Annotated in this window: 13 protein-coding genes; 1 reads left to right on the plus strand and 12 read right to left on the minus strand. The window is 70.8% G+C overall.

Features of this window, described 5'->3' with window-relative positions; genetic code table 11:
- Nucleotides 1-18: 18 nt before the first annotated feature.
- The 7 genes from K7C20_RS25635 to K7C20_RS25665 all read right to left on the minus strand — a co-directional run bounded on the left by K7C20_RS25635 (nucleotide 19) and on the right by K7C20_RS25665 (nucleotide 7,446).
- A complete protein-coding gene (locus tag K7C20_RS25635) occupies nucleotides 19-813 on the minus strand; it encodes an ABC transporter ATP-binding protein (RefSeq protein ID WP_030080195.1) in 795 nt (264 codons plus the stop codon).
- A gap of 189 nt (nucleotides 814-1,002) precedes the next feature.
- A complete protein-coding gene (locus tag K7C20_RS25640) occupies nucleotides 1,003-1,713 on the minus strand; it encodes a helix-turn-helix domain-containing protein (RefSeq protein ID WP_053210119.1) in 711 nt (236 codons plus the stop codon).
- Between the two features lie 122 nt (nucleotides 1,714-1,835).
- The gene (locus K7C20_RS25645) at nucleotides 1,836-2,705 is read right to left on the minus strand and encodes a carbohydrate ABC transporter permease (RefSeq protein ID WP_030080201.1); all 870 of its coding nucleotides are present in this window, start codon (nucleotides 2,703-2,705) and stop codon (nucleotides 1,836-1,838) included.
- A gap of 3 nt (nucleotides 2,706-2,708) precedes the next feature.
- Nucleotides 2,709-3,635, minus strand: coding sequence for a carbohydrate ABC transporter permease (locus K7C20_RS25650; protein WP_030080203.1), 927 nt, complete (start codon nucleotides 3,633-3,635; stop codon nucleotides 2,709-2,711).
- Nucleotides 3,632-4,996, minus strand: a complete 1,365-nt coding sequence (locus K7C20_RS25655; RefSeq protein ID WP_053210137.1) for an extracellular solute-binding protein — start codon at nucleotides 4,994-4,996, stop codon at nucleotides 3,632-3,634. The genes K7C20_RS25650 and K7C20_RS25655 overlap by 4 nt, the downstream gene beginning before the upstream one ends.
- A 61-nt stretch (nucleotides 4,997-5,057) precedes the next feature.
- Nucleotides 5,058-5,747, minus strand: coding sequence for a response regulator (locus tag K7C20_RS25660; RefSeq protein ID WP_030080207.1), 690 nt, complete (start codon nucleotides 5,745-5,747; stop codon nucleotides 5,058-5,060).
- A 37-nt stretch (nucleotides 5,748-5,784) separates the two neighbouring features.
- On the minus strand, nucleotides 5,785-7,446 hold the full coding sequence (locus K7C20_RS25665) for a sensor histidine kinase (RefSeq protein ID WP_053210120.1): 1,662 nt from the start codon (nucleotides 7,444-7,446) through the stop codon (nucleotides 5,785-5,787).
- A gap of 166 nt (nucleotides 7,447-7,612) precedes the next feature.
- Between K7C20_RS25665 and K7C20_RS25670 the strand changes: the two genes are divergently transcribed.
- Nucleotides 7,613-9,013 (plus strand): cation:dicarboxylate symporter family transporter, encoded by a 1,401-nt coding sequence (locus K7C20_RS25670; protein ID WP_053210121.1) that lies wholly within the window; start codon nucleotides 7,613-7,615, stop codon nucleotides 9,011-9,013.
- Between the two features lie 145 nt (nucleotides 9,014-9,158).
- Here K7C20_RS25670 and glgB read toward each other — a convergent pair whose 3' ends face one another.
- The 5 genes from glgB to K7C20_RS25695 all read right to left on the minus strand — a co-directional run bounded on the left by glgB (nucleotide 9,159) and on the right by K7C20_RS25695 (nucleotide 19,995).
- Nucleotides 9,159-11,333, minus strand: coding sequence for a 1,4-alpha-glucan branching enzyme (glgB, locus tag K7C20_RS25675; protein WP_030080210.1), 2,175 nt, complete (start codon nucleotides 11,331-11,333; stop codon nucleotides 9,159-9,161).
- A gap of 393 nt (nucleotides 11,334-11,726) precedes the next feature.
- Nucleotides 11,727-13,229, minus strand: a complete 1,503-nt coding sequence (locus K7C20_RS25680) for a maltokinase N-terminal cap-like domain-containing protein (RefSeq protein WP_053210122.1) — start codon at nucleotides 13,227-13,229, stop codon at nucleotides 11,727-11,729.
- Nucleotides 13,230-13,573: 344 nt separating this feature from the next.
- On the minus strand, nucleotides 13,574-15,307 hold the full coding sequence (gene treS / locus K7C20_RS25685; protein ID WP_053210123.1) for a maltose alpha-D-glucosyltransferase: 1,734 nt from the start codon (nucleotides 15,305-15,307) through the stop codon (nucleotides 13,574-13,576).
- The gene (locus tag K7C20_RS25690) at nucleotides 15,304-17,307 is read right to left on the minus strand and encodes an alpha-1,4-glucan--maltose-1-phosphate maltosyltransferase (RefSeq protein ID WP_053210124.1); all 2,004 of its coding nucleotides are present in this window, start codon (nucleotides 17,305-17,307) and stop codon (nucleotides 15,304-15,306) included. Before K7C20_RS25690 ends, treS begins: the two co-directional genes overlap by 4 nt.
- 1,056 nt (nucleotides 17,308-18,363) lie before the next feature.
- Complete coding sequence (locus K7C20_RS25695) at nucleotides 18,364-19,995, minus strand: M4 family metallopeptidase (protein ID WP_030089099.1); 1,632 nt, start codon at nucleotides 19,993-19,995, stop codon at nucleotides 18,364-18,366.
- Between the last annotated feature and the right edge of the window lie 223 nt (nucleotides 19,996-20,218).

Here is a 20,218-nt window from a genome sequence, read left to right on the forward strand (position 1 = left end):
GGGCGCGGTGTGCCGGGGTCAGCGCGTACGGCCCTTGGCGTCGAACAGCCGCATCCGGTCCAGGACGGCGTCCGGGGTCGGGTCGTGGAGCTCCTCGACGATCCGGCCGTCCGCGAGGAAGACCACCCGGTCCGCGTAGCCCGCGGCGACCGGGTCATGGGTGACCATCACGACCGTCTGCTCCATCGCCCGCACCGACTCCCGCAGGAAGCCCAGCACTTCGGCACCCGAGCGGGAGTCGAGGTTGCCGGTCGGCTCGTCCGCGAAGATGATCTCCGGCTGGGCGGCCAGCGCCCGTGCCACCGCGACCCGCTGCTGCTGGCCGCCGGAGAGCTGGGCCGGCCGGTGCGCGAGCCGCCCGGACAGGCCGACGGTCTCGATGACGGCGTGGAGCCACTCCCGGTCGGGCTTGCGGCCCGCGATGTCCATCGGCAGCGTGATGTTCTCCTGCGCCGTCAGCGTGGGCAGCAGGTTGAACGCCTGGAAGATGAAGCCGATCTTGTCCCGGCGCAGCCGCGTCAGCTGCTTGTCGTTCAGCGACGCCAGCTCCACGTCGCCGATCCGGGCCGAGCCGGAGGAGATCGCGTCCAGGCCGGCCATGCAGTGCATCAGCGTCGACTTGCCGGAGCCGGACGGGCCCATGATCGCGGTGAACCGGGCCTTGCCGAACTCGACCGAGACGGAGTCCAGCGCGACCACACGCGTCTCCCCCTGGCCGTAGACCTTGCTCAGGTCCGTGGCGCGGGCGGCGACGGCGGCACGGGTGGGGGCGGGGGAACCGGGGAAACCCGGAAGGGCAGCCGCGTGGGACACGGGAACTCCTGGAGGGGGACGGAAGATTCGACGTCCTCATTCTCGAATGCACAGGTCAGCCCATGCCTCGGCCGCAAGGACCGAAAGCCGCACCGGCCGGAAGTGCCATCAGCGTGCCCGGCGTCATTCTCTGGACGGACGGCCGTCCGACCTCTGACTGACGGGGGGCCTCAGGGTTGCGCGAGTACCTCAGGGGTGCTGTGTGCCGGCCCGCGCCCAGAATTCCGCCAGGATGCCGTCGAGAAAGGCGCGTCCCGCCCTGCCGGATTCGTCGGCGCTGCCTCCGCCGCCCCAGTTGAGCGTAGCGGTCATGGTCGCCTGGTACTCGGCGTGCAACTCCTGGAGAACGTCCTGGAGCCGGTTCTTGGGCAGCGGTACGACCTTGCCGACCGGCCGGACATACGCCTGCCAGCGGGTGGTGGCGGCGCTGGTCAGCAGCTCGGTCAGCTTCCCGTCCTGGCCGGTGAAGCGGATCAGCGCCGGCAGCGGCAGGTCCAGTACCTCGGCGAGCGCCGCGGCCTGCCGGTCGTTGCCGCTCCACCTCCCGCCCGCCTCCAGACACTCGTACGCCGCTTGGTCCATGCCGATCCGCAGCGCGAGGTCCGCCGGGGCGAGGCCCCGTGTCATCCGGTATTCGCGCAGCGTGTCCGGTGCGCCGAGGAGTTCGCCCGGCGCGCACCACAGGGCGCCGGCCAGCGCGGTCAGTTCGGCCTCCGAGGGGGTGCTCCGGCCGCCTTCCCAGGACGCCACCGTCGCGGGCGATATCGGTATTCCGAACGCGGCCCCTATTCCATAGGCGACATGGGCAGGGGTCATGCCGAGGGCCTCGCGGAGCCGTCGGGCGGCTTCGGCGTCGAAAGGGGGCCTGCGGGGCTCCCCGGCTTGCGTATTCACCGGCACACGGTAAGTGACGGGGCGGCTCCGCTCCTATCGTGTGGAGAGCCAAGCCGGAAAGTCGTAGGAAGCTACTAGCCGGCCGGTTTTCCGTCCCGGCCTCGTGGGTTTCCCTGCACGCGCTGCGCTCAGCCCTTCACCGCACCACCGAGCGCAAAGCCGCCGCCGAGCCGCCGGGAGATAAGGATGTACAGCACGAGCACCGGTGTCGAGTACAGGATCGAGAATGCCGACAGTTCACCGAAGGCAATGGCCCCGTAATTGCCGAAGAAATTGAAAATGCTCACCGAGGCGGGCAGTTGCTCCGGGGAGAGCAGCAGCATGAAGGGCACGAAGAAGTTGCCCCACATCATGATGAAGGTGTAGATCGCGACGACGGCGACCCCGGGGCCCATCAGCGGCAGGATCACCCGCAGCAGGGTCTGCGGCCAGGAGGCGCCGTCCGTCCAGGCCGCCTCCTCCAGCACCTTCGGTACCCCGTCCATGAAGTTCTTCATCAGCCAGATGGCGAACGGGAGTTGGGCGGCGGCCAGGAACAGTGCGGTGCCGTACCGGGTGTCGATCAGGTTCACCTGCACGAACAGCGCGTAGACCGGGACCATGACCGCGGTGATCGGCAGACAGGTGGAGAACAGGATCGTCAGCAGGTACGGGCGGGAGAAGCGCGAGCGGAAACGGGACAGCGGATAGGCGGCGAGCGCCGCGCAGAGCACCGTGAGCAGGGTCGCGCCCCCGCAGATCAGCAGGCTGTTGAGCATCGGGGTGAAGGTGATCTCGTCGGTCAGCACCGCCGAGAAGTTGTCCGGCGAGGGGGACGTGGGCAGCCGCACCCGCAGCGTCGCCTCCGTGTCCAGCGACGACAGCACCAGCCACACCAGCGGAATCGCGAACGCCACCGCGACGGCCAGCAGTCCGGCGTCGGCGGCCGGCCGATGGCGGTTCCCCCTGCGGGGAGCGCGCCAAAGAGTCCGGGGGAGGAGGCGGCGGGAAGGCGGCACGGCTCAGACCTCCTCGCGCATCAGGCGCAGATAGACGGCCGAGAACAGCGCGCCCACCAGCAGCAACAGCAGCGCCACCGCGGTCCCGTAGCCGATCAGGGACTTCAGGAACGCCTGGTCGTACATGAACACCGGCAGCGTCTGGCTGCGGTTGCCCGGACCGCCCCGTGTCATCGCCCAGATCAGCCCGAAGACGGAGAGCGTCTGGAGGGTGTTGAGCATCAGGTTGGTGCCGATGGAGCGGCGGATCATCGGCAGCGTGATGTGCCACAGCCGCCGCACCCCGCCCGCCCCGTCGACCTCGGCCGACTCGGTGACCTCCTGGGGGATCTCGGCGAGCGCCGCGGAATAGATCAGCATCGAGAAGGCCGTACCGCGCCAGACGTTGGCGAACGACACGGCCAGGACGGGCAGCGTGAACAGCCAGTTCTGGGCGGGCAGATGGAGCCACTCCAAGAGGGCGTTGAGGGTCCCGCGCCGCTCGAAGAAGGTGTAGAGCAGGAAGCCCGCGACGATCTCCGGGAGCACCCAGGCGCAGATCACCAGCGCGCCGGTCAGCGACCGTACGGGCCGCGAGGCGCGGCGCATCAGACCGGCCAGCGCCAGGCCCAGGGTGTTCTGCCCGAGGACCGAGGAGAGCACGGTGAAGACCAGAGTCAGCACCACGGCGTTGCGGAAGGCCGGATCGCCGAAGGCGTGCCGGAAGTTGGCCAGGCCGACGAAAGACGCCGACTCCTGGCCGGTCAGCTGGGTGTCGGTGAAGGCGATGAAGACGCAGTAGCCGATCGGGCCGACGAGGAAGAGCAGCAGCAGGACGGTGGCCGGGGCGAGCGGGGACCAGCGCAGCAGACGGGTGAGCACCCTGCCGGGCGACGGTGCGCCCGGCGTCCGGGCGCGGGCCGCGGCTTTCCCGGCGACGGCGCCGGTCATGGCCTGGCGACGGTCCGGCCGCCGACCAGGGACGTCAGCGCCGCGTCGTAGTCCGCGGCGGCCTTGTCCGGCGAGGCGTCACCTGAGGTGACCGCCTCCATCGCCTCGCCGATCGCCGAGGCGACCCGGGGGTACTCGGGGAGGGCGGGCCGGTACTGGCTGATCTTGACCAGACCGGTGAAGAAGCCGATGCCGGGCACCGAGGTCCGGTAGCGCGGGTCGGCCGCGACGTCCTTGCGCACCGCGATCTGGGCGCCCCGTACGCACCATTCCAGGGCGTTCCGCTGCGACTGGAAGGTCTTGATCAGCTTCCAGGCCAGCTCGGGCTGCCGGGACTTCTGCGGCACCGACCAGGTCCAGCCGCCGGCCAGGCTGACCTTGCCGGGCGGGGTGCCGTGCTGGGTGGGGAACGGCGCCTGGCCGAGCGTGGCCGACCAGGCCGGCCAGGGGTTGCCGCCACCGGTCTTCTGCCACTGCTGGCCCAGCCACGAGCCGTCGAGGTCGATGGCGAGCTTCTCCTCGGGCAGCAGCTCGGCGGCCACCTGAGTCTGGATGTTGGGGCTGAGCGCGTCGGAGACGTCGGGGCCGAGCTTCTCCTTGTAGACCGTGTCGAGGAAGCGCAGGCTGTCCTTGAAGCCCCTGGTGCCGGTGACCCACTTCTTGGCCCCCGGGTCGTAGAGCTGGTGCTCGCCGGTGCCGTACAGCAGCATCTCGAAGCCCTGCATCACGGCGGCCTCGCCCGCGCCCTTGCCGGTGAAGACGTTCAGCGGGATGACACCGGGGACCCTGCGCTTGATGGTCCGGGCCGCGTCCAGCACCCCGGCCCAGTCCTCGGGCCGCCAGTCCGCCGGCAGTCCCGCCTTCTTGAAGATCTTCTTGTTGAACCACAGCCCGCGGGTGTCCGTGCCGTCCGGGACGCCGTAGGTCCTGCCGTCCTGCCCCTTGGCCGCGGCCTTCGCGGCCGGCTCGAACTGCCGCCAGTCGTCCCAGGTGCCGAGGTGGTCGTCCAGCGGACGCAACAGCCCCGCCTTGATATCGGAGTTGACCAGGAAGGTGTCCTCGTAGACCACGTCCGGTGCGGTCCGCGGGGAGCGCATCATCTGCTGGATCTTGGTGTAGTAGTCGTTCTCCGACGCCTGGATCGGGATCAGCCGGACCTTCTTGCCGGGGTGGCTCTTCTCGAACTGCCGTGCCACGAGGCGGACATAGTCGTCCCGGACGGTGACCTTGCCGTTGGTGTCCTTGATGAAGGCGACCTTGACGGTGTTCTTGTCGCTCCCGGACCCGCTGCCGCAGGCGGTGAGCGTGCCGGCGGCCACGACGGCGGCGGCCAGAAGAATCAGCGGGGCGGTGGGGCGCACGGCGACCTCCAACTAACCACGGCGGGCTGCCCGCTGAAAGTAGGTCAGCTATCACAGCCGGTCAATGGCCCGACCACCGATAGCGCAATTCCGGGCGGCCGACCTGGCCGTACTGGGGCGCTCGGGCGGCCCGGCCGCTCTCCACGAGATGTTCGAGATAGCGGCGGGCGGTGATGCGGGAGATGCCCACGTCGGCGGCCGCCTCGGTCGCCGTCAGCCCGCTCCCCGCGGTCCGCAGCACATCGGTCACCGCCCGCAGGGTGGCCGCGGTCAGCCCCTTGGGCAGCGAGGCGGGACGCGGTGCGCGCAGTGCGGCGATCGCCCGGTCCACTTCGTCCTGTCCGCTGGCCTCGCCCGTGGTGGCGCGGAACTCGGCATAGCGGGTGAGCCGGTCGCGCAGGGTGGCGAAGGTGAACGGCTTCAGCACGTACTGCACCACGCCGAGCGACACGCCCTCGCGCACCATCGCCAGATCGCGGGCGGAGGTGACCGCGATGACGTCCGCGGTGTGTCCGGCCGCGCGCAGCGTCCGCACCAGCTGGAGCCCGTGACCGTCGGGCAGATAGAGGTCGAGCAGGAGCAGGTCGACGGCGTGCTGTTCGAGGTGGCGGCGGGCGCCGGCGCCGGAGTGCACGGTGCCGGAGACGGTGAAGCCGGGCACCCGCCCCACGTACAGGGCGTGTGCGTCGGCGGCGACCGGATCGTCCTCGACGACGAGGACCCGGATGTCGGAGGGGGTCACCGGGCACATCCTCTCGCCGCCGGGCGGGCCGCGCCCGCCGCCGCGCTCATGTCGTCGCCCCCGCCCGCAGGGGCAGCCGTACGGTGAACCGTGCGCCGCCCTCCGGCGCCCGGTCCAGGGTGACGGTGCCGCCGTTGCGGCGTACCGCCTGCTGGACCAGGGCCAGGCCCAGGCCGCGGCCCCGGGCGGGCGCGGCCGTGCTCTCCTTGGTGCTCCAGCCCCGCCGGAAGATCTCCTCGACGGCGTCCGCGGCCACCCCCGGACCGTTGTCCGCCACCCGCAGCAGCAGCTCGTCGCCGTCCGCCCGCGCGGTGACACGGACCCGCGGCGGCTCGGTGGGGGTGTGCTCCGGGGTGGGTGCGGCGGCGTCGAGGGCGTTGTCGAGGAGATTGCCCAGCACCGTCACCAGATCGCGGGCCGGCAGACCGGGTGGCAGCAGCCCGTCGTCGATCCGGCTGTCGGGGGTCAGGGTCAGTTCGACGCCGCGCTCGTTGGCCTGCGCGGCCTTGCCGAGCAGCAGCGCGGCGAGCACCGGCTCGGCGACCGCGCCGACCACCTGATCGGTCAGCGCCTGCGCCAGTTCCAGTTCCGCGGTCGCGAACTCCACGGCCTCCTCGGCCCGCCCCAGCTCGATCAGCGAGACCACGGTGTGCAGCCGGTTGGCGGCCTCGTGCGCCTGTGAGCGCAGCGCCTCGGTGAAGCCGCGTACCGAGTCCAACTCCCCGGACAGCGCCTGGAGTTCGGTGTGATCGCGCAGGGTGACGACGCTGCCGCGGCGCTCCCCGCCGGAGACCGGTGCGGAGTTGACGACCAGCACCCGCTCGCGGGTCAGCTGGAGCTCGTCGACGCGCGGTCCGGGCGCCAGCAGCGCTTCGGTCAGCGGCTCCGGCAGCCCCAGCTCGGTGACGAGACGGCCCACCGCGTCGTCCGACAGCCCCAGCAGCTCCCGCCCGCCGTCGTTGATCAGGGCGACCCTGCGCTGCCCGTCGAGCATCAGGAGCCCCTCGCGTACGGCGTGCAGCGCGGCCTGGTGGTACTCGTGCATCCGGCTGAGCTCCGCCGCGTTCATCCCGTGGGTGTGCCGCCGCAGCCGGGCATTGATCACATACGTCCCCAGGCCGCCCAGCGCGAGCGCCGCAGCGGCCACACCGACCAGCGCGAGGACCTGGTCGCGCAGCTGCGCACTGATCGTCTCGATGGTGATCCCGGAGCTGACCAGGGCCGTGATCCGGCCGCCGCGCTGCGGATCACGGACCGGCGCGACGACCCGTACGGACGGTCCGAGCACCCCCATGTGCGTCTCGGGGAAGACCTTGCCGCGTAGCGCAGGACCGATGTGCCCCAGGTACTTCCTGCCGATCGCGGACGGCTCGGGGTGCGTCCAGCGGGTCCCGTCCCGCGCCATCACCACCACGAAGTCGACGCCGGCATCGCGCCGCAGCCGCTCGGCGTACGGCTGGAGCGCGGCCGTCGGGTCCTTGGTGCGTGCCGCCGCCACCACTGCCGGGGAGTCGGCGACGGCGGTGGCCGCCGCGGTCGCCTGGCGCCGCGCGGTCTCCTCCGCCTGCCGTCCCGCGCTGACGTACGCAAAGAGCGCGCAGCCCATGACGACCACCGCCACCAGCACCACCTGCATGGCGAAGAGCTGTCCGGCGAGGCTGCGGGGACCGCGCAGCCGCCGGGACGGGCGGGGTCGGGGGAGTCGCATACGCAACAGTCTGCACGGTCACTTTCGGAACCGTCTGCACGGTCAGTTTTACGTGAACGAAATGTACGTAAGGGTGACGGGCGCCACAGCGGCGTGCATAGTCGCCGGAACTTGTTGTGTGACAGAGCCGCAGATCAGCGCACAGCCGTAGACCGAGGAGGCAGCCGTGGCTGCACAGACCCCGTCCACCGGGGGCACCACCGAGGAGACCGCGCCGGCGAAGCGGGACCGGACCCATTTCCTCTACATCGCCGTGATCGGGGCGGTGCTGCTCGGCATCATCGTGGGCTTCGCGGCCCCCGGTGTCGCCGTCCAGCTCAAGCCGCTGGGCACCGGGTTCGTGAACCTGATCAAGATGATGATCTCGCCGGTCATCTTCTGCACCATCGTGCTGGGCATCGGCTCGGTGCGGAAGGCCGCCAAGGTCGGCGCGGTGGGCGGGCTGGCCCTCGGCTACTTCATGGTGATGTCCACCGTCGCGCTGGCCATCGGCCTGGTCGTCGGCAACCTGCTGGACCCCGGATCGGGTCTCCATCTCACCGAGACCGTCCGGCACGCGGGCCACGCCCAGACCGAGGGCGGCGGCGAGTCCCTGTCCGAGTTCCTGCTCGGCATGATCCCCACGACGCTGGTCTCCGCCTTCACCCACGGTGAGGTGCTCCAGACGCTGCTGGTGGCGCTGCTGGTCGGCTTCGGGCTCCAGGCGCTGGGCTCGGCGGGCGAGCCGGTGCTGCGCGGTGTCGGACACCTCCAGAAGCTGGTCTTCCGGGTGCTGTCCATGATCATGTGGGCGGCGCCGGTGGGAGCCTTCGGCGCCATCGCGGCCGTGGTCGGCGAGACCGGCCTGGACGCACTGAAGTCCCTGGCCGTCATCATGGTCGGCTTCTACACGACCTGTCTGCTGTTCGTGATCGTGGTGCTCGGCGCGCTGCTGCGGCTGGTCGCCGGCGTCAACATCTTCCTGCTGCTGAAGTACCTCGCCCGGGAATTCCTGCTGATCCTGTCCACCTCCTCCTCGGAGTCGGCGCTGCCCCGGCTGATCGCGAAGATGGAGCACCTGGGCGTCAGCAGGCCGGTGGTCGGCATCACCGTCCCCACCGGCTACAGCTTCAACCTCGACGGCACCGCCATCTACCTGACGATGTCCTCGCTGTTCGTGGCCGAGGCGATGGGCAAGCCGCTCCCGCTCGGCCAGCAGATCTCGCTGCTGGTGTTCATGGTCATCGCGTCGAAGGGCGCGGCGGGCGTCACCGGCGCGGGCCTGGCGACGCTGGCCGGCGGCCTCCAGTCGCACCGTCCCGAACTGGTCGACGGCGTCGGCCTGATCGTCGGCATCGACCGCTTCATGAGCGAGGCCCGCGCCCTGACGAACTTCGCCGGCAACGCGGTGGCCACCATTCTGATCGGCACCTGGACCAAGGAGATCGACAAGGCCCGCGCCTCGGAGGTGCTGGCCGGCCGGGTGCCGTTCGACGAGACGCTGGTCGACGACGCGGCCGCCACGCCGGCTGCCGCAGAGGTCATCGAGCCGCGGGGCGGGCTGGAGAAGACGTCCGTCAAGGTCTGAACCCCCGACGCAGGAGGGGAGAAGGGGCGGGTGCCGGATACGGCTCCCGCCCCTTCGGCGCGACAGCGACGTGGGGGACGGATCTGTTCGGCGGGGGTGCCGCAGCTGCGGGAGAAGGGCCCGACAGCCATCCGCCATGAGGTGGTCAGGAGGGTCGTAGCCAGAGGGTGGCCAGCGGGGGGAGGACGGGGGAGACGGACGAGGCGCGGCCGTTCCAGGGGGTCGGTTCGGCCTTGAGGACGTCGGCGTTGGTGACGCCGCTGCCGCCGTAGCGCGGGTCGTCGGTGTTGAGGACCTCCCGCCAGGCGGGAACGGTGTCGGGCACGCCGATCCGGTAGGCGCGGCGGACGACGGGCGAGAAGTTGGTGACCGAGATCAGCGGGGTGCCGTCCGCGGCGAAGCGCAGGAAGGAGAAGACATTGTCCTCGCGTGCGTCACCGTCGATCCAGGAGAAACCGGCCGGGTCGGTGTCGCGCTCCCACAGCGCGGGTGTGGCGGCGTACCGGCGGTTCAGCTCGCGGACGAGATCGCGTACGCCCCGGTGGTCCGGCTCCGCCTCGTACGACGGGTCGAGCAGCCACCAGTCCGGGCCGTGACTCTCCGCCCACTCCGCGCCCTGGGCGAACTCCTGCCCCATGAAGAGGAGTTGCTTGCCGGGGTGGGCCCACATGAACCCGAGGTAGGCCCGGTGGTTGGCGCGCTGCTGCCACCAGTCACCGGGCATCTTCGACACCAGTGCGCGCTTGCCGTGCACCACCTCGTCGTGCGAGATCGGCAGCACATAGTTCTCGGAGTAGGCGTAGATCATCGAGAAGGTCATCTCGCCGTGGTGGTACTTGCGGTGCACCGGCTCCTTGGAGACATAGCCGAGGGAGTCGTGCATCCAGCCCATGTTCCACTTCAGGCCGAAGCCCAGACCGCCGAAGCCGCCGGGCCCCACATGATGCGTGGCGCGGGTGACGCCGTCCCAGGCCGTGGACTCCTCGGCGATGGTGACGACACCGGGGCAGCGGCGGTAGACCGTCGCATTCATCTCCTGGAGGAAGGCGACCGCGTCGAGGTTCTCCCGGCCGCCGTGGACGTTCGGGGTCCAGCCGCCGTCCTCGCGGGAGTAGTCGAGGTAGAGCATCGAGGCGACGGCGTCCACCCGCAGGCCGTCGATATGGAACTCCTCGCACCAGTACACGGCGTTGGCGACCAGGAAGTTACGGACCTCGGTGCGGCCGTAGTCGAACTCCAGGGTGCCCCAGTCCGGGTGCGCGGCCCGTGCCGGGTCCTGCGGTTCGTAGAGCGGGCGGCCGTCGAACTCCGCCAGCGCCCAGTCGTCGCGCGGGAAGTGCGCCGGCACCCAGTCCATCAGCACGCCGAGGCCGGCCCGGTGCAGCGCGTCGATCAGGAACCTGAAGTCATCCGGGGTGCCCATCCTGGCGGTGGGTGCGTAGAACCCGGTCACCTGATAGCCCCAGGAGCCGCCGAAGGGGTGCTCGGATACCGGCATGAACTCGACGTGGGTGAAGCCCAGGTCCTTGACGTACGCGGGGAGTTGGACGGCCAGCTGGCGGTAGGTGAGGCCGGGGCGCCAGGAGGCGAGATGCACCTCGTAGACGGAGAACGGCGCCTCGTGCACCGGCCGCTCGCCGCGCCGGGCCATCCAGTCGCCGTCCGTCCAGCGGTAGTGCGAGGCGTCGACGACCGAGGCGTTGGCCGGCGGGCACTCGGTCCGCCGGGCCATCGGGTCGGCCCGCACGGTCCGGGAGCCGTCCGGCCGGGTGATCTCGAACTTGTACAGCTCGCCCTCGCCGATGCCCGGCACGAAGAGCTCCCAGACGCCCGAGGAGCCCAGCGAGCGCATCGGGTGGCCGGTCCCGTCCCAGTAGTTGAAGTTGCCGACGACCCGGACGCCCTGGGCATTGGGCGCCCAGACCGTGAAGCGGGTGCCGGTCACGCCCTGATGGTCCGTGATCCGCGCACCGAGCGCCTGCCACAGCTGCTCGTGCCGGCCCTCGCCGAACAGATGCAGGTCCAGCTCGCCGAGCGCGGGCAGGAAGCGGTAGGGGTCCTGCACCGTCAGGGTGTTGTCGCCGTAGTCGACGAGCAGCTCGTACTCCGGGACGGTGCGCAGCGGCAGCACCCCGGCGAACAGCCCGTCGCCCTCGGCGGGCAGGTCGGCGCGCAGTCCCTTCGCCAGGACGGTGACGCGCTCGGCGTACGGCCGCAGGACCCGGATGAGCAGCCCGCCGCGCACGGGATGGGCGCCGAGCAGCCCGTGCGGGTCGTGATGGGCACCGCCCAGGAGCCGGCCGCGGTCCCCGTCGGACAGCGGGGCGGCGGCCCGGACACCGTGGCTGCCGGCCCCCGGCTGCGCCGCACGTGCCGGGCCCGCGGGCCCGGCAGTCCGGCCGGGTGCGGCGGCTGTCTCGCGGGGTGGGGCGGCCGTCTCGTGGGGTGCGGCCGGCCGGGTGAAGGCGGCGGTACCGGCCGCGCTGCCGGCGAAGGTGCCCTGCTGGGCGGTGGCCGGCGGCCGGGGCGTCGCCGCGTGGCCGGACCGCCCCGCCGCGCTGTCGTCGGTCGCGCCCGGAGCGGGTGCGGTGTCGGGAGTGGTGGGGCGGGACGGCGGGCGGGCGGTCACGAGAGGGCCTCCTCGGGGCGGGGCGGGGCGTCGGGCGGGTTCAGGGGCGTACGGGCGGCGGATCGGCGGTTCGTCTGCGGCCCCTCACCCCCGGCCGTTGTCGGACCCGGCGGACCGCGCCCGGCCGGTCCCGTCCACGCCCGGCTCCCATCCGGCGGCCAGCCGCCGGATGGCGGCCATCGGGACGGACAGCCAGTCGGGCCGGTGCCGGGCCTCGTAGAGCACCTCGTAGACGGCCTTGTCGGTCTCGTAGGCGCGCATCAGTTCGGGCGCCGAGCGCGGATCGAGCCCGCCGGCCTCCGCATAGCCCCGGCAGTAGGCGTCGCGGGTGCGCCGGGCCCACTCCAGCGCCCAGGGGTCACCGCCGGCCGGGCCGCTGCGCGCGGCGTAGTCGAAGGAGCGCAGCATCGCCGCGATATCGCGTACGGCCGGCTGCGGGCGGCGCCGCTCGGCCAGCGGGCGGGCCGGTTCGCCCTCGAAGTCGATCAGCGACCAGCGGCCCTCGTCGGCGGAGCGCAGCGTCTGGCCCAGATGCAGATCGCCGTGGATGCGCTGGGCGGCCCAGCTGCGGCCGTCGTGGCCGATGGTGGCGAGCGCGTCGAAGGCGGTGCGCAGCCGGGCGCGGTAGGGCTGGAGGACGGGCACGGCGCGGGCGGTGGCCTCCAGCCGCTCGTTCATCTGGGCGGCGATCACATCGAGCTGCGGGCGGCGCAGCTCGGTGGTCGGCAGCGTCTGGGCGAGCGCGGTGTGCACCTCGGCGGTGGCATGGCCGAGCGCCCGCGCCGAGCCGGTGAAGTCCGCGCGGACGGCCAGCGCGTTCAGCGCCAGCTGCCAGCCGTCCGCCGAGCCCGGCAGGAAGGGCTGGAGCACGCCCAGCGTCGTCGCCTCGCCGCCCTCCTCGGCGGCCGCCGACTCGTACCAGGCGGCGGGCGCCGGCACCCGCGCGCACTTGGCGTCCGCCAGGGCCCGCGGCAGCTCCAGATCCGGGTTGATGCCCGGTTCGATCCGCCGGAAGACCTTCAGGATGAAGGAATCACCGTAGACGATCGAGGAGTTGGACTGTTCGACGGCGATCGGCCGGCCCGGCAGCCCGGAGGGGATGTCGGCATCGGGCTCCCGGCAGAAGCGCAGCGTGCCGAGCCGGCCCGGCACCCGCAGCCGCTCCAGCAGCAGCCCGCACAGCCGGTTGTCGAGCAGCGCGTCATAGACGGTGCGACCGCGCAGCGGGCCGCCGCCCGGACGGCCGATCGCCGCGTGCGCCAGCTGGGGCGACAGCGCCGGATGCACGCCCAGCAGGAGTTGGTAGCAGTCGCCGCCGGCCGGCGTACGGCTCGGTGGCGCGCTCTGCTGGGCGCGGACGAGCAGCAGCAGCAGGCCGGGCGCGCTCGCGTCGGTGCACGGCAGCAGCTCGGTCGCCGAGAGCAGGGTGAAGCCGGTGACCAGCCGTCCCTTGCCGGCGAACCAGCGCTGGCGTGGTACCCATTCGGCGAGCAGGGGCGCCAGCGAGGACAGCAGATCGGGTGCGGCGACGAGCGGGCGGCGATCAGGGGTGTTTCGGGTGGCACGGGTCGAGGCGGTGTCCGACATGGCGTCGCGTCCTTTCCCCGGGCACACGACATATAGGGCAAAGTGTCCCGGAATACGGCCTTGACTGTGCGGTGGCGCGGTGGGGGTACCCCCAGACGGAGGGTGCCGGCGGTGCCCCTGGACGGGGTCCGGGGGCGGGCACCGGGCGAGTGCGTCTGGTGCGGCAGCGGCGATACCGGCGTGCCCTGCTCCGCTGCGCGGCGGTCTCCCTCCCGAGCCGGGGGGACCGACGATGGCTCACCCGGCCCGTGCGGTAGTAGGGAGACTGCCCGAACGAAAGGTCGAAAAACGCCCGTACGCGCCGTGCGGCCGCGTACGGGCGAGTCTGCGGCGCCCGTCCCCGGTCAGGGCGCCGGCGGCCGGCCGGTATTTCTGCGCAGCCGGAACCAGTAGAACCCGTGGCCGGCGAGGGTCAGCAGATACGGCAGCTCCCCGATGGCCGGGAAGCGGACGCCGCCGATGAGTTCCACCGGATGGCGGCCGCTGAACGACCGCAGGTCCAGCTCCGTCGGCTGGGCGAAGCGCGAGAAGTTGTGCACGCACAGCACCAGGTCGTCGTCCGCGCCGCCGGCGCCCGGCGCCTCCCGCAGGAAGGCCAGCACCGCCGGATTGCTGGAGGACAGCTCGGTGTAGCTGCCGAGCCCGAAGGCCGGGTTCTGTTTGCGGATCTCGATCATCCGGCGGGTCCAGTGCAGCAGCGAGGAGGGCGAACTCATCGCGGCCTCGACGTTGGTGACCTGGTAGCCGTAGACCGGATCCATGATCGTCGGCAGGGAGAGCCGGCCCGGGTCGCAGGAGGAGAATCCGGCGTTGCGGTCCGGTGTCCACTGCATCGGGGTCCGTACCGCGTCCCGGTCGCCGAGCCAGATGTTGTCGCCCATGCCGATCTCGTCGCCGTAATAGAGAATCGGCGAACCCGGCAGCGACAGCAGCAGGGCCGTGAAGAGCTCGATCTGATTGCGGTCGTTGTCGAGCAGCGGGGCCAGCCGCCGGCGGATGCCGATATTGGCGCGCATCCGCGGGTCCTTGGCGTACTCCGCGTACATGTAGTCGCGCTCTTCGTCCGTGACCATTTCGAGGGTCAGCTCGTCGTGGTTGCGCAGGAAGATGCCCCACTGACAGCCGGACGGGATCGCCGGGGTCTTGGCGAGGATTTCCGAGACCGGATAGCGCGATTCGCGCCGTACGGCCATGAAGATGCGCGGCATGACCGGGAAATGGAAAGCCATATGGCATTCGTCGCCGCCGACGCCGTAATCGCCGAAGTAGTCGACGACGTCCTCCGGCCATTGATTGGCCTCGGCCAGCAGCACGGTGTCCGGGTAGTGCGCGTCGATCTCCGCGCGGACCCGCTTGAGGAAGGCGTGCGAGGCGGGCAGGTTCTCGCAGTTGGTGCCCTCCTCGGCGTAGAGGTACGGCACCGCGTCCAGTCGGAAGCCGTCGATCCCCAGGTCGAGCCAGAAGCGCAGGGCGGAGATCATCTCCTCCTGGACCGTCGGGTTCTCGTAGTTGAGGTCTGGCTGGTGGGAGAAGAAGCGGTGCCAGAAGTACTGCTTGCGGACCGGGTCGAAGGTCCAGTTCGAGGCCTCGGTGTCGACGAAGATGATGCGGGCGTCGGCGTACTGCTTGTCGTCGTCGGCCCAGACGTAATAGTCGCCGTACGGGCCCTCGGGGTCACTGCGCGACTCCTGGAACCACGGGTGCTGGTCGCTGGTGTGGTTCATCACCATGTCGATGATCACCCGCATGCCGCGATGGTGTGCGGCATCCACGAATTCCACGAAGTCGGCCAGATCGCCGAATTCGGGAAGCACGGCGGTGTAATCGGCGACATCATAACCGCCGTCCCGCAAGGGGGATTTGAAGAACGGCGGCAGCCAGAGGCAGTCCACCCCCAGCCATTGCAGATAGTCGAGCTTCGCCGTGATGCCCTTGAGGTCGCCGATGCCATCGCCATTGCTGTCCTGGAAGGAGCGCACCAGGACTTCGTAGAAGACGGCCCGTTTGAACCAGTCGGGATCGCGGTCCTTTGCCGGGGTGTCCTCGAACGTGTCGGGGACAGGCTCATTGACGATCAATTGGGTGACCCTCCGATCGGTGAGGACGGTCGCAGCGACAGCACATGGGCGGGCGCGAGCGAGCGGCCCGGCTCCAGGCGCACATAGTTGTCCCTGCCCCAGTGGTAGGTATCGCCGGTGAGCTCGTCGCGCACCGGAAAGGACTCGTGCCGGCCGAGGCCGAGTACCGGCATGTCCAACGACACCGTCGCCTCGTGGGTGTGGTGCGGGTCGAGGTTGACCACCGTGAGCACCGTGTCGGCCCGGTCGCCGTGCCCCTCGTGCTTGGAGAAGGCGAGCACGGCGTCGTTGTCGACCTGGTGGAAATGCAGATTGCGCAGCTGCTGCAGGGCAGGGTGCCGGCGCCGGATGCGGTTGAGCGTGGAGATCAGCGGGGCGAGGGTGCGCCCCTCTCTGGCCGCCGCATCCCAGTCGCGCGGCCTCAGTTGGTACTTCTCCGAGTCGAGGTACTCCTCGCTGCCGCGGCGCAGCGGCGTCGACTCGCAGAGCTCGTATCCGGCGTAGACACCCCAGGTGGGGGAGAGGGTGGCGGCCAGGACGGCGCGTACCTCGAAGGCGGGGCGGCCGCCCTCCTGGAGGTAGGCGTGCAGGATGTCCGGGGTGTTCACGAAGAAGTTGGGCCGCAGGTAGGCGGCGCTCTCCCCGGACAGCTCGGTGAGGTAGTCGGTGATCTCCTGCTTGGTGTTGCGCCAGGTGAAGTAGGTGTACGACTGGTGGAAGCCGATCCGGGCGAGGGTGTGCACCATGGCGGGGCGGGTGAAGGCCTCGGCGAGGAAGAGCACGTCCGGGTCGGTGCGGTTGATCTCGCCGATCACTTTCTCCCAGAAGGCCACCGGTTTGGTGTGGGGGTTGTCCACCCGGAAGATCCGTACGCCCTTGGCCATCCAGAAGCGCAGCAGGCGTTCGGTCTCGCGGACCAGCCCGCGGAAGTCGGCGTCGAAGGCGAGGGGGTAGATGTCCTGGTACTTCTTCGGCGGGTTCTCGGCGTAGGCGATCGAGCCGTCCGCGCGGTGGTGGAACCACTGGGGGTGCAGGGTGACCCAGGGATGGTCGGGGGAGCACTGGAGGGCGAAGTCCAGGGCCACCTCCATCCGCAGCTCCTGGGCGGTGCGCACGAAGTGGTCGAAGTCCTCGAAGGTGCCCAGGTCCGGGTGGAGCGCGTCATGGCCGCCGGCCGGCGAGCCGATGGCCCAGGGGGAGCCGACATCGTGCGGGCCGGCCGAGAGCGCGTTGTTGGGGCCCTTGCGAAAGGAGGTGCCGATGGGGTGGACCGGTGGCAGATAGACGACGTCGAAGCCCATGGCGGCGACGGCCGGGAGTCGTTCGGCGGCGGTGCGCAGGGTCCCGCTGACGGCCGTCCCGCCCGGGGTGACGGTGGCGCCCTCGGAGCGCGGGAAGAGCTCGTACCACGAGCCGTACAGGGCCCGCCGCCGCTCGACGACCAGCGGCATCGGACGCGAGACGGTGAGCAGTTCGCGCAGCGGATGGCGGTCCAGCGCCGCGGTGACCTGCGGGGAGAGCGCCGCGGCCAGTCGGGTGGCGGCGGGCAGCTCGGGGTTGCGCAGGGTATCCACGGCGGCGAGCACGGACTCCCTGCCATCGCTCTTGGGGACCTCGGAGGCCGCCCGCTCATGGAGCTCGGCGCCCTCGGCGAGCACCAGCTCGGTGTCGATGCCCGCCGGGATCTTGACGGTGGCGTGGCGCCGCCAGGTGGCGACCGGGTCGGACCAGGCCTCGACGGTGAACGACCAGCGGCCCTCGATGCCGGGGGTGACCTCGGCGCTCCACCGGTCGGAGCCGGGTGACCGCTCCCGCATCGGGGTCCACGGGCCGCAGCGGCCGGCCGGATTGCGCAGCACCACATTCGCCGCGACGGCGTCATGCCCTTCGCGGAAAACGGTGGCCGAGACTTCGAAGGTCTCACCCACCACCGCCTTCGCCGGGCGGCGGCCGCAATCGATCTGCGGGCGGATGTCCAGAACAGGAATGCGACCGATCATGGGCTCACCTGGGCTTGTGACGCTTTGCGGGGTTTTGTCCTTTGTATCCGCTCCACGGGCAGGGGACCGGGTGCGGGCATGGGCGCTCCTGTCCGCTTTCACTCGGCTGGCGGATGGCACGGCGGGGCGGGTCGGTGCTCCGCCGGCCTCCGGTCGGTGGTTCCCCCGGTGGATCCTGTGCAGGTGTGCGACGCGGGCGAGCGAGGACGTACCCGGCGAGCCTTCCCGCGGACGGCGGCCGGGCGATCCGGCGGACGGTGAACTACGGGTACGTATCCACCGGCCCGCCGTGACCCGGCGGACACCTCCCCGTCCCCTCGCGGGAGACTGCGGCGCTGCGCAGACACGGTCGGCGTTCGCCTCCTCAACTCGTTGTGATCACAGCGGAGTTGCGGTGTGCGGATGTCCGGTGCCGGGCCGGGTTTCCTCGGCGCCACACGCAGCCTCCCTCTAGGAGGGAGTCCGTACAAGAGCGCATGAGGGGGTGGAATCAGCCATATCGGCGGATGCCGGGATCGGGGAGGGGTGCCGGTTGCGGAAAGTCGCCGAACTACGCTTTTGAGCAGGTGAGTTGACGCGAAGGCCGGCGCCCGGAGCCCCGGGTCCACGCGTACTTCCGCTGCGGGAGGGCGGCGCCGGGCCGTGCGGAGCGGAGGGGGAGGGCCGAGGGCGTACAGGTGACCGAGCGGGACGGGGCGGAGGGCGCGGGCCACCGGTCGCGTTCGCCCCGGGGGCCCTGACCTGGGGAGACGGCCCCCGCTATGGCTTCGCCGCGCAGCGCCCCCTCGCCGGCCGGCGCCGCCTGCTCCTGACGGGCCGCCGGGGCTACGGCCGCAGCCCCGCTACCGCACACCGCGACCACGAGGCCGGGCGCCGGAGACCTGATCCGGCTCCCGCGCCCTCCTCCGGCCGGCGCGCCACGGCCCGCGGCCGCGCACCCGGTGGGCGCGGCCGCCCCGTGACGCGCGAAGGCGGTGCCCGGAGAAGTGCTCTCCGGACACCGCCCGCTCCGGGGTGGTTCACCCCGGGACGATCAGCGCGTTCCCGCGCGGTGCGTCACTTGACGGCGACGCCGTCCCACGCGGCCTCGACGCCCTTGACCTCGGGGCTGCCGGCCTTGTACAGGTCGGTGGCCGCCTTGACGGTCGCCTCACGGGCGGCCTTGTAGTCGGTGTTCGAGGTCATGTACTCGGTCAGGGCCTTGAACCAGATCTTCTCGGCCTTGTCCCGGCCGATGCCCTCGACCTTGGTGTTGTCCTTCGTCGGGCTGTCGTACTTCACGCCACCGATCTCCTTCGGGCCGCTGCCCTCGGACAGCAGGTAGAAGAAGTGGTTGGCGACGCCCGAGGAGTAGTGCGGGTCGAGGCCACCGGTGCTGGAGTCCCAGAAGTCCTTCGACTGACCGTCCTTGGACGGCTTGTCCATGTAGCGCAGCGGCGTGCCGTCACCGTTGATGTCGATCTTCTCGCCGATGAGGTAGTCGCCCGGGTCCTTGTCGTTCTTGGCGTAGAACTCGACCGAGGTACCGAAGATGTCCGAGGTGCCCTCGTTCAGGCCGCCGGACTCACCGCTGTAGGTGAGGTTGGCGGTGGCGGAGGTGACACCGTGCGACATCTCGTGCGCCGCGACGTCGATGGCGGTGAGCGGGGCCTTGTTGCCCTCGCCGTCGCCGTACGTCATGCAGAAGCAGTCGTCGTCCCAGAAGGCGTTGACGTAGTTGTTGCCGTAGTGGACGCGCGAGGAGGCACCCTTGCCGTCACCCTTGATGCCGGCGCGGCCGTGCACCGTCTTGTAGTAGTCCCAGGTCTCGGCGGCACCGTAGTGCGCGTCGACGGCCGCGGTCTGCGGGTCGTCGGGCTTGCCGGTGCCCCACTTGTCGTCCTCGTCCGTGAAGGCCTTGCCTTCACCGGACTCGGAGTTCTCCAGGTTGGTGGTCTTGTGACCGCCGCGCTCCTTGTCGGTCAGCGTGAAGCCGCTGCCCTCCTTGGTGGTGCCCAGCTCGACGCTGCCGCTGAACTCGCTCTCGCCCTTGCCGGTGTGAATGTCGTCGTACTGGAACAGCTTCTTGCCGCTGTTGGCGTCGGTGATGACGTGCATCCGGCTGGGGGTGCCGTCCTTCTTGACGCCCTTGACGATGGTGTCGTAGGCGAGGACGGGCTTGCCGGAGGCGGCCCAGACGACCTTCTTGGGGGCCTGCGCGTCGGCCTTCTTCGCGCTGAGCGACTTCGCCGCGGTGCCCTGCGCCGACTGTGCGGCGGCCGTCGGGGCGATCTTCGCCGTGGTGGAGGCCACCTTGACCGACTTGTCGGTCGACTTGGTGGTGCTCTTGATCGCGCCGCCCTTGGCGGTGTGCACGATCAGGTCGCCGCCCAGCACCGGCAGTCCGGCGTAGGTGCGGTCGTAGCGGGTGTGCGTGGTGCCGTCGGCGTCCTTGATGACGTCCTTGACGACCAGCTTCTCCTGTGCGCCCAGACCGAGTTCCTTGGCGGTCTGCGCCTTGGTGGCGCCCGCGTCGCGCAGCAGTTCCGCGCGGTGCGAGGCACTCAGCTTGAGGGGTGAACCGTCCGCGGTGGGGGCCTGGACGGACGAGGCGCCGGCGGTACCTGCGGTGATGCCGGCGGCCAGGAGGGCCGCTGCGGCTATGGCGGTACCGGCGACACGGGTCTTACGGGACATGTGGGGGGTCACGCGTGCTCCTTCAACTTTGCCAAGTGGTGGGGGTGCAAAGCGATGCGGGTGTGACGTGCGTTCGGGAAGACTGCCATTTCGAACGCGTGCATGTCAGGAGGGTGTTCGGAGATTGGCCGAAAAATGTCCGTAGAGAGGTGATCGCTGTTCGTATAACGGAGCTGGGCGCCACCCCCGAAGATCCGGGAGTGACGCCCAACAGGCTTGCCCTGACAGGTCAGTT

Origin of the sequence: Streptomyces decoyicus, from assembly GCF_019880305.1 — a bacterium.
In the GTDB taxonomy this organism is placed as follows: Bacteria; Actinomycetota; Actinomycetes; order Streptomycetales; family Streptomycetaceae; genus Streptomyces; species Streptomyces decoyicus.